Source organism: Mesorhizobium sp. BHscii, from assembly GCF_053848065.1.
Window position 1 is genome coordinate 190,098 of the sequence record NZ_JBSPKW010000013.1, and the last position, 10,034, is coordinate 200,131.

A 10,034-nucleotide genomic window follows, 5' to 3' on the forward strand; every position below is an offset into this window, starting at 1 on the left:
CCTGCACTGTCGCAAGGGAGGAGGCCGCGCCCGGTCGAACCGACCCCCTCTGCCCTTCCGGGCATCTCCCCCTCAAGGGGGGAGATCACGCTCTCTCCGACTTGCAAGCTCTCAACACGTGACATACCGGTCCCCTGATTATATGATAAAGGTGCTCCACTAAAACGGAGGCGCCTCCGTTTATTACGTGGGGGCTGAACCGGCGAGTTCAAGCCCCGTATTCGCAGTGGAGAAAAAATTGGCTTCGCCGCCGCCTGCAACCGCCAAAGACAAGCCCTCCGCGACAGCGGCAAAACCGTTGCGCGCCGATGCGCAGCGCAACCGCGACATGCTGGTTGAGGTCGCAGCAGTGGCCTTTGCCGCACATGGCGTTGATGCCTCGCTGGAGGAGATCGCGCGCCAGGCCGGCGTCGGCATCGGCACGCTCTACCGGCACTTTCCGACGCGCGAGCATCTGGTCGAGGTGGTCTACCGGCGCGAAGTGGAAGGCCTGTGCCAGGCCGCCGACGAGCTCGCCCTTCACCATTCGCCGGACGTCGCGCTCGAACAATGGATGCAGCGCTTCGTCGACTACATCGCCACCAAGCGCGGACTGGCGACAAGCCTGCGCATCCTGCTCACGACGAACTCCACATTGTTCTCCGACGTTTCGGGCAGGGTGACACTTGCCTTGCGGCGGCTGATCGAAGCGGCGGTGGCCGACGGCTCGATCCGCAGCGACGTCGACGCATCGGACGTTCTGCACGCGCTGGGCGGCATCTATTCAGCGCCCGACACCAAGGACTGGCGCGACCGCTCGCGCCGGCTGGTATCGCTGCTGATGGACGGGTTGAGGTTTGGGGCGGGCAGGTCGGCGAAGGGTGGCGGGTGAAGGCTGGGCTGCAGTCGAACCTCCATGCTCTCTCAACTGGCGTGGAGGATCCGAAAGCGATCTGGTTCCGCCGGATCTCGATCAACGATTTGGATTGGCTGCCAAGCCCATTGCCAAACGCTGATTCCTGGCGTGCGGGAGAACTGGATTTTCCCGCGAGTGCCTTCAACTGCATCGCACGCCAGGGTTCGGCAATGCGCGCCCGGTCCACGCCGCGAGATGAAGTTCGCGTTGGGTCATTTCCGATGTTGACGCTTCCTACGAGCATCTAGGTGTTGAAGCGGAATGGTTAGGACGTGAACCCATAAACCAGGATTGACCGAAATTGGTGGGAAGCGGAACGGCGGCTTCAGGAATTTGTCTTCGATTGCCGGCATTGGGGTGCACTCGCACCGATGCGAGCAACTACTCAGCGGACTCGGCAACGAAGCCGCCTGCTCCAGGAACTCGGCGCGTTGGGCGGAAAAAAACTTAGCGACTTGACGAAGTTTTCGCTTGCGCCACCGGCAAATTGGGCGATAGTTAGCGACATGGCTAAGCATGATCCTGATCTATCGCTGCTCTTCCACGCGCTCGCTGATCCGACCCGCCGGTCGATCCTGACCCGGCTTGCCGAAACACCTGCGCAGGTGACGGATCTCGCTGGTCCCACGGGACTGCGACTGCCCACGGTGATGCGGCACCTTTCCGTACTGGAGGAGGCAGGGTTGATCTCCACCTCCAAGGACGGGCGGATACGCACCTGCGCCATCGTGCCCGAGGCTCTGGACCCGGTGCGGACATGGCTCGATGAGCAGCGGGCCATCTGGGAAGCTCGGCTCGACCGGTTGGACGCATTTGTGATGAATGTGATGAAGGAAAGCGAAGAATGACTCAGAACGTCGCTACAAACAGCGCGACCCGTGCGGTGCCTGATGATAGGAAAAGCCGCGTTGCGACGCTCACCTTCGAACGGGACGTGGCCGCGCCATTGGCCGTGCTGTGGGAGGCATGGACCGCCCCGGCCGCGCGCGCGATCTGGGCTGCGCCATCAGCCTCGGTTACCGTGGAGTTCTTGGAGGCCGACACCAGGGTGGGTGGACGCGAGATCTCGCTCTGCAAGGCAGAGGGCAAGCCGGACATCCGCTGCGAGAATGGCTGGCTGGTGTTGCAGCCAGCGGTGTGCAGTGTGAACTATGAGGTGATCTCGTGCGAAGGCGTGACGCAATCAGCAGCGCTGGTGACGGCAAATCTTTCAGGGACGCACGGGCGCAGCCGGCTGATCGTGACGGTGCAACTTTCATCGCTGGCGCAGGACATGGAGGCAGGCTATCGGGAAGGCTTCTCCGCCGGTCTGGACAACCTCGCGGGCGCGGCCGAACGAACCATGGTGCTGCAGCGGGTAATCCGGGCGCCGCGATCCATCGTGTGGGGCGCGTGGATGAACCCTGAAACGCTGCCGCAATGGTGGGGGCCGGAAGGCTTCTCCTGTCGAACGAAGAGGATCGACTTGCGAACGGGCGGCGAATGGGTTTTCGACATGATCGCGCCTGATGGCACGGTCTTCCCGAACCACCATCTCTATAACGAGGTCCGGCCCGAGGAGAGGATCGGCTATACGCTGCATTGGGGCGAGAACGGGCCCAAACATGCCGACGCCTGGGCCTCGTTCGAGGATCAGGATGGGGCAACAAAGGTAACGCTGGGCATGGTATTCAGCACGGCTGCCGAGTTCCAGGAGGCGAAGGGCTTCGGTGCCGTGGAACTGGGATTGCAAACTCTGGGCAAACTGGAACGCTTCGTCGCATCCCGCTGAAATGCTGCGACTTCCCGTCGGCTCGAATTAGGGGTTGTGGACGAGGTCCTCATCCATGTCGCGCCCGTTCTCATCGGCGACGGCATCCGCCTCTTCAGCCAGAACGGCATGGAGCCGGTCAGGCTGAAGGAGACCGAGGTCCCGGAACCGGGGCGGATCACCAACATGCGCTTCCGCTTCACGGGATAGGGCCGAGAATTCACAAAGGGGATACACGAAGAGGCGGGTTCTATGAGAAAACTGATCATATGGGACCTGGTGACCGTCGACGGCTTCTTCGAAGGTCCGGACAGGGACATCAGCTGGTTCGTCTTCGAAGAAGAACTCGAGAACTACATTCGTGAGACCCAGGAAAAGGCCGACACGCTGATCTTCGGCCGCGTGACCTACGAGCTCATGGCAGCCTATTGGCCGTCCGAGCAAGGCTGGATCGCGAACTTCATGAACAAGATCGAGAAGGTGGTCTTCTCGCGCACGCTGAAAAGCGCCGACTGGAATAACACGAAGCTCTTCAACGGCAATGTCGCGGAAGAAGTCTCCAAGCTGAAGACCAGGGACGGCGGAGACATCTTCGTGTTCGGCAGCGCCGACCTCACCGCGACCCTGATGGAGCACGGCCTGATCGACGAGTATCACCTCGGGATCAACCCCGTCATTCTCGGGAGAGGCACGCCGCTCTTCAAGGGCGGCCCGAACCGGATACCCCTGAAGCATCTGGAGACGAGGACCCTCAAGTCAGGTGTTGTCATTCTCCACTACGCGCCGGAAAGCAGACAATGACGATCGATCGGCCGATGAGCTTCGGGCCCTCTGATCAGAAGTCCGGCACCTGACTCCGCACCGGTGCGCGGAATGCCAGCGGAGCAAGAAACGAGTAACTCCGCCCTGAATTGCGTCAGATGCGAAATCCTATGCGAATAAGCCGACTGCTCGATCGTAAAAATGGTCGAGAGCGCAGCGCCTGGCGGCAACCCGGGCGGCTTCAAGCAATTCCTCGCGACACGAGGCGCCGTCCTTGTAGGTTGCGATGACCACGCGCGCGATCATTTGGGCGTCCTCGTTGTCAAGCTCCGCTCCGCCGGACCGCAAAATTTCCCGAACCACACCCCTCAAGAGATCCAGTTCAATGGGTGAAAAGACGCCCATATGGGGCGCGGATGTGCACTCCACCACCATCAGAATTCCTCCCGCCGTCACGATATCAAACACGCGAGAGATTACAACTAAAGTATTAGGCGACCGCTTCGGAGGCCGTTCGACACCCGACCACCGCTGCAACCTTGCTATGCCGCATTTGCCCGAAGTGCCGCGAAATGCTTTTCTCACGTCGGGCAGACAGAAGTGGTGCCATCTCATTGCCGAAGCGTGCGCAGACAACGATCGACGTCGAGGAAATGGACGGTCGCTGGTACATTAAAGTAAACGTCGAGCGTCGCGATAGGCGCGCCCTTGGCCCCTCCAAATCACGTGAAGATGCACGGGCGATAGCGAACGAGCAGCGCGATCGATTGAGAGATGAAGGCAAATATTAGCGTTGAGGCGGTTGCCGCAACCCCTTACTGAAATACGTTGCGCCGTATGACGTGCAAACGTCGCTAATGGAATCAGACCGGCTATCGGTGGAGTACTCGTGAAGAAGACTGTCGTTAGGGTTGTCTGTGCAATCGGCCAAGCGGGGCAGCTCGGCCTCAATGGTCGCCTTCCGTGGGAAGGCAACCGGTCCCCGGAGTTTATCGCTGACGTTGCACGATTTTTCGACCTCACCAGAGGGCACGTCTTGCTCGCCGGTCCCAAGACGATCGCAAGCATTCCGGATTTTGCTCGCCCGGATCGGGAACTTGTCGTCGTTCGCTCCAGCATGGATCCGGAGGACACGCTCCGGCGCTTTGCCGGCCGTATCGTCTTCATCGGCGGCGGTCCACCGGTGTGGGACGCCTACGCGCGCTTCGTCAGCCATTGGGATGTCACCCGGCTGCCCTATGACGGGCCGGCAGACCGCTGGTTCGATGCAAGATGGCTTACGGGAGGTGGCAACGTTGCCAGAAATCACCGCGACCAATGAAGGCTCGGATGTTGACGCCCGCAACGAACATGTAGGTGTTGAAGCCGAATGGTATTAATCTGCGCGGTCTGGGGCTTCAGCGAACTGGCAAACGCATGGATTTCAGCACCTTCTCAGGGCAAGGCTATTTCCTCATCGGCAGCCTCATCCTGGTCGGTGCCGGGCTTCTGATCCTTTCGCTGATCGTCAATGCTCGTGTGGCACACAATGTCCGCCACGACATACGCCATCGTGAAAAGCTGCTGGAATATTATCGCAACATCTTTTCCCAGCTCGGGGTGATCCTGATCGGTATTGGCGTTTCTCTTTTCATCTTCTTTTTCCAGCAGAATTACCAGGACCAGCGCAAACGCGAAACGGAGCTGCAGCTGGTTCTCGCCAAACTGGCTGCGCGTATTGCTCGCGGCGCCGCCGTCGTCGAATACCTTGGCGAATTCGATGCGCTGCTGGATGATGGCGGGCCTTATATCAGCCCCGAACTCGGTGGAACGAATGCCGCGATCAGCGCCCACGGGGCGGAACTCGGCAAGCAGGTCGCCGAGATCCTTTTGGTAGAGCGCGACGTCGAGGTTCAAGCGTTCGAGATCCTGAACCTATCGCGCGATTTCGAAGCATCGTTCGTCGTCAACGAACTCGATCCCGCGCTGTGGTTCAACATCGTCCGAGATGAGAGCGAGATCAAATATGCCACCACTCAGCTTGCCCTCGACTACAAGGACCTGCAGGGTGCGATCGGCGGAGACTCGATCGCGGTTGCGATCGCAAATCCTGAAAAGGAGGCAAAGATCAAGCAGGAGGTGCTCGACATTTTTTATGATGCCGACCTCTTGCGCCAGCGCAGCAGGAGACTTCTCGGCCGTGCGTGCTGGCTTTTCAGCAAGGGGCGCAGCTTCGTCAACCTTGGACCGGTCAACGAGATCGAGGCCGATGCCAGGTCGCACCAGGAATGGATCGATCGGTCGAAACGCTTCCTGACGCAGTTGAAGTCTGGAAGCGGCGATTGTTTCAAATTGCTCCAGTTCAGCCCGGCGCCCTGAGTCGAGAACGCGCCGGCAAAAGGCCCGCCGCCCTGCGGCTTCAGGACTCAGACTCCGTCAAATGGCTACCGCCGATGGTCGTTATGGGTGGAATGTTGCCATTCGTCTCGTCGATCGGGAACGATAAAGTGGTTGATCCGGACGGAACTGCAAGAGTATCCCGACACGGGCGCACGCCAGTTCGGGTAGATTCGGGACTCGGTTTTGCGGCGCCTGGCCTAATCGCTGCTGATGCGGAACCGGATGACCATTCCGATTCAAGGCTCTATAACAGGCCGACAGAATTGCGATGATCAAGGGGAGACGATGCGCTACATACGTCCGCTTTCAATGGAAGACGCCGTTGGCCAGTTGGCCGGCTCGTCTGGCACGGCCGCCATTCTCGCCGGAGGCAGCGACCTCCTAGTGAGGATGAAAGGCGGCTTTATCGAGCCCGACCTGATCCTCGACATCAAGGCAATCGATGGGCTCAGCGAAATCAGGGAAACGGCGGAGGGCTTCAGCATCGGTGCGGCGGTCTCCTGCGCCTTGATGGGGGAGAGCGCGGCCTTGAAGGGGGAATGGCCGGGCGTCGTCGAAGCGGCCAAGCTGATCGGCTCGAAACAGGTGCAGGGACGCTGCACCATCGTCGGCAATCTTTGCAACGCCTCGCCGGCAGCCGACAGCGTGCCGGCGCTGGTAGCCGCCGGCGCCAGGGCATTGATAGCCGGGCCAGCAGGCAGGCGCACCGTCGCGGTAGAGGCAGTGCCGACCGGGCCGGGCAAGACGTCGCTCGCCAAGGGCGAGATCATCGAGGCGATCCTGCTCGACAGGCGCGCGCCGCGCTCCGGCGATGCCTATCTGCGTTTCATTCCACGCACGGAGATGGACATCGCCGTGGTCAGCGCCGGGGTGAACCTGACGCTCGATGGACAAGGTGTCGTCAAATCGGCCCGCGTGGCACTGGGCGCCGTGGCGCCGACGGTGCTGCTGGTGGAAGAGGCCACCGAGGCCCTCATCGGCAGGAAGCTGGACGAAGCCGCGCTGGAGCGGCTCGCCAAGGTCTGCTCCGGGGCCTGCCGTCCCATCGACGACAAGCGGGGCACCGTCGAGTTCAGAAGAAAAGTTGCGGGCGTGCTGGCCAGGCGGGCCGCCACGACCGCCTATGCACGTGCAGGAGGCAAATGATGGCTGGTGTGGCAGTCTCAACCACAATCAACGGCGACAATGTCGAGTACCTTTGCCAACCGGACGAGACGCTGCTCGACGTGTTGCGCGACCGCCTCGGGCTGACGGGCGCCAAGGAAGGCTGCGGCACCGGCGACTGCGGCGCCTGCAGCGTCATCCTCGACGACCGGCTGGTGTGCTCGTGCCTGGTGCTTGGCGCGGAGGCTGAAGGCCGGCGTGTCGAGACCATCGAGGGCATGGCGCATGGCGACAGGCTGCATCCGCTGCAGCAGAAGTTCCTCGAGCACGCAGCTCTGCAATGCGGCATCTGCACGCCGGGCTTCCTGATCGCGGCGAAGGACCTTTTGGCCAAGAACCCCGACCCGACCGAGGAGGAAATCCGCTTCGGCCTCGCCGGGAACCTCTGCCGCTGTACCGGCTATGACAAGATCGTGCGCGCCGTCCAGGACGCCGCCAGCGTGATGAAGGGAGCGTGACGATGAATTTCGATCCGCGTTACTCCAATCGCAGTTTCACCTCCGTCGGCACGCGTCCCATCCGCCCCGACGGCGTCGACAAGGTGACGGGCCGCGCCCGCTACGGCGCGGACTTCAACATGGCCGGCCAATTGGTCGGGCGTGTTCTGAGAAGCCCGCACCCCCACGCCACGATCAGGAAGATCGACACATCGAAGGCGGAGAAGCTCGCCGGCGTGAAGGCGGTGATCACCGCGGCCGACCTGCCCGACCTCACCGACGGCGATGCTGCCATGTACGACATCCTCGACAATTGCATGGCGCGCAAGAAGGCTCTCTATGACGGCCATGCCGTGGCCGCGGTCGCCGCTGTCGACGCCCGCACGGCGAGGCAGGCGCTGAAGCTGATCGAGGTCGACTATGAGGTGCTGCCGCATGTGACCGATGTCGACGAGGCGATGAAGCACACGGCACCCCTACTTAACGACGCCATCTTCACCGAGGGCCTCGAGGAAAAGCCCGTCAAGCCTTCCAACGTCACCAAGCGCACGCAGTTTGGGCATGGCGACATCCATGAAGGTTTCGGCCAGGCCGACTTCGTCGTCGAACGCTCCTTCAAGACCGAGCAGACGCACCAGGGCTATATCGAGCCGCATGCCTGCGTGGCGAGCGTCAGCTCCGACGGCACCGCCGACCTTTGGGTCTGCACGCAAGGCCATTTCGTCTACCGCCAGCACTGCGCCCAACTGCTTGGCATGGAAGCCTCGAAGCTGCGCGTCACCTCGTCGGAGATCGGCGGCGGTTTCGGCGGCAAGACCCATGTCTGGGCCGAGCCGGTGGCGCTGGCGCTGTCGCGCAAGGCCGGACGGCCGGTCAAGCTGGTGATGACGCGTGACGAGGTGTTCCGCGCCTCCGGCCCAACCAGCGCCACCTCGATCGACGTCAAGATCGGCGCCCGCAAGGACGGCACGATCACCGCGGCCGAGGCGACGCTGCGCTATTCCTGCGGCCCCTATGCCGGCATGTGGGCCGAGATGGGCGCCATGACGGCGTTCGCCTGCTACAGGCTCGATAACGTCAGGACGGTTGGCTACGAAGTTCTGGTCAACCGGCCGAAGACCGCCGCCTATCGGGCGCCGTCGGCGCCGATGGCGGCGTTTGCGGTGGAAAGTGCGATCGACGAACTGGCCAAGGAGATCGGCATGGACCCGGTCGAATTCCGGATCAGAAACGCCGCACAGGAAGGCACCAGATCTTCCTACGGCCCGGTATATGGCCCGATCGGCATCGGCCCGACGCTGGAAGCGGCGAAGAACCATCCGCACATGAAGGCTCCGCTGGGCAAGAACCAGGGCCGTGGCATGGCTTGCGGCTTCTGGTTCAACTTCGGCGGCCAGACCTGCACCGACCTCAACATCGGCATGGACGGCTCGGTTTCGCTTGCCGTCGGCACGGTCGATGTGGGTGGTTCCCGCGCGTCGCTGTCGCTGGTGGCGGCGGAGGAACTCGGCATCGCCTATGAGCAGGTCAAGGCGGTGGTGGCTGACACATCCAGCCTCGGCTACAACGACATGACGGACGGCAGCCGCGGCACCTTCTCCTCCTCGATGGCGACAATCTCGGCCGCCCGCAACACCATCAAGATCCTGCGGGAACGCGCCGCGCAGATGTGGGACATTCCCGTCGACGACGTGGTCTGGGAAAAGGGCCACGCCATCGCCAAAGGCGAGAAGTACGGCAACCTTGCGGCGCTGTCGCTGAAGGAGATCGCGGCGGCGTCAGGAAAAACGGGCGGGCCGATCGCCGGCCACAGCGAGCTCGTCGCCGACGGCGCCGGCGTCTCCTTCGCCACCCATATCTGCGATATCGAGGTCGATCCGGAGACCGGCACCACGAGGGTCCTGCGCTACACAGTCGTGCAAGATGCCGGCAAGGCGGTGCACCCGACCTATGTCGAGGGGCAGTACCAGGGGGGCGCTGCGCAAGGCATCGGCTGGGCGCTCAATGAGGAGTACATCTACGGCAAGGACGGGCGGCTGCAGAACCCCGGCTTCCTCGACTACCGGATCCCGGTCTGCTCGGACCTGCCGATGATCGACACGCAGATCCTCGAGATCCCCAATCCCAACCATCCTTACGGGGTGCGCGGCGTCGGCGAGACCTCGATCGTGCCGCCGCTGGCGGCGATCGCCAATGCGGTGTCGAACGCCGCGGGCGTGCGCATGACGCATATCCCGATGTCGCCGCCGCGGATTCTCGCGGCGATCGAGGCGGAACGGGGAGGCTGATGGTCGAAGTAACGCTCTGGGGATCGCTCGGCGCAATCGCCGGAGGCAACGAGCAAGATCGAGATCGAGGCCAAGGACATAAGGGAGCTGTTCAGGAAGCTGGCTGAGCAGTATCCCGGCTTCGAGCCCTACATCGACCGCGGCATCGCAGTCGCTATCGACGGGACGATTTATCGCGATACGTGGTCGAAGGAACTACCCGAGGGGGCGGAGATTTTTCTGCTGCCAAGGTTGGCTGGGGGGTGATGGGGGACCCGCCTCCCCCTCGCCTAGCATCAAGGTCTCGAACGTCGTTGATGGGGCCGTGTATGGACGGCTCTCCGTTGGCAAGGGTTTATTTGAGCGTTTTGCAGTTGCTG

10 protein-coding genes and 2 pseudogenes are annotated in these 10,034 nt (G+C 62.2%); 11 read left to right on the top strand and 1 reads right to left on the bottom strand.

Annotated elements, in window-relative coordinates; genetic code table 11:
- Positions 1 to 238: 238 nt before the first annotated feature.
- The 5 genes and pseudogenes from ACWTU7_RS19405 (at position 239) to ACWTU7_RS19425 (ending at position 3,446) form a co-directional block, all read left to right on the top strand.
- A complete protein-coding gene (locus ACWTU7_RS19405) occupies positions 239 to 871 on the top strand; it encodes a TetR/AcrR family transcriptional regulator (protein WP_455839591.1) in 633 nt (210 codons plus the stop codon).
- 530 nt (positions 872 to 1,401) lie between these two features.
- Entirely contained in the window at positions 1,402 to 1,743 is a 342-nt protein-coding gene (locus ACWTU7_RS19410) for an ArsR/SmtB family transcription factor (RefSeq protein ID WP_127314750.1), read from the top strand.
- Positions 1,740 to 2,666: an SRPBCC family protein gene (locus tag ACWTU7_RS19415; RefSeq protein WP_455839592.1), complete on the top strand. Its 927-nt coding sequence runs from the start codon at positions 1,740 to 1,742 to the stop codon at positions 2,664 to 2,666. Before ACWTU7_RS19410 ends, ACWTU7_RS19415 begins: the two co-directional genes overlap by 4 nt.
- A gap of 33 nt (positions 2,667 to 2,699) precedes the next feature.
- Positions 2,700 to 2,855 (top strand): annotated as a pseudogene (locus tag ACWTU7_RS19420) (hypothetical protein); the annotation flags it as partial.
- A gap of 42 nt (positions 2,856 to 2,897) precedes the next feature.
- On the top strand, positions 2,898 to 3,446 hold the full coding sequence (locus ACWTU7_RS19425; protein WP_455839593.1) for a dihydrofolate reductase family protein: 549 nt from the start codon (positions 2,898 to 2,900) through the stop codon (positions 3,444 to 3,446).
- Between the two features lie 129 nt (positions 3,447 to 3,575).
- Here ACWTU7_RS19425 and ACWTU7_RS19430 read toward each other — a convergent pair whose 3' ends face one another.
- Positions 3,576 to 3,875 carry a hypothetical protein gene (locus ACWTU7_RS19430; RefSeq protein ID WP_455839594.1) on the bottom strand — a complete coding sequence of 100 codons (300 nt, stop codon included), beginning with the start codon at positions 3,873 to 3,875 and terminating at the stop codon, positions 3,576 to 3,578.
- Positions 3,876 to 4,296: 421 nt separating this feature from the next.
- Here ACWTU7_RS19430 and ACWTU7_RS19435 point away from each other — a divergent pair, with 421 nt between their 5' ends.
- From ACWTU7_RS19435 to ACWTU7_RS19460, 6 genes and pseudogenes are all read left to right on the top strand, one after another.
- Complete coding sequence (locus ACWTU7_RS19435) at positions 4,297 to 4,728, top strand: dihydrofolate reductase (protein ID WP_455839595.1); 432 nt, start codon at positions 4,297 to 4,299, stop codon at positions 4,726 to 4,728.
- Positions 4,729 to 4,823: 95 nt separating this feature from the next.
- Positions 4,824 to 5,765, top strand: a complete 942-nt coding sequence (locus ACWTU7_RS19440) for a hypothetical protein (RefSeq protein WP_455839596.1) — start codon at positions 4,824 to 4,826, stop codon at positions 5,763 to 5,765.
- 306 nt (positions 5,766 to 6,071) lie between these two features.
- Complete coding sequence (locus tag ACWTU7_RS19445) at positions 6,072 to 6,932, top strand: FAD binding domain-containing protein (protein WP_455839597.1); 861 nt, start codon at positions 6,072 to 6,074, stop codon at positions 6,930 to 6,932.
- Entirely contained in the window at positions 6,932 to 7,408 is a 477-nt protein-coding gene (locus tag ACWTU7_RS19450) for a (2Fe-2S)-binding protein (protein WP_455839605.1), read from the top strand. Before ACWTU7_RS19445 ends, ACWTU7_RS19450 begins: the two co-directional genes overlap by 1 nt.
- A 2-nt stretch (positions 7,409 to 7,410) precedes the next feature.
- Positions 7,411 to 9,675: a xanthine dehydrogenase family protein molybdopterin-binding subunit gene (locus ACWTU7_RS19455; RefSeq protein WP_455839598.1), complete on the top strand. Its 2,265-nt coding sequence runs from the start codon at positions 7,411 to 7,413 to the stop codon at positions 9,673 to 9,675.
- Positions 9,675 to 9,921 (top strand): annotated as a pseudogene (locus tag ACWTU7_RS19460) (MoaD/ThiS family protein). Before ACWTU7_RS19455 ends, ACWTU7_RS19460 begins: the two are co-directional and overlap by 1 nt.
- The last annotated feature ends 113 nt before the right edge of the window (positions 9,922 to 10,034 follow it).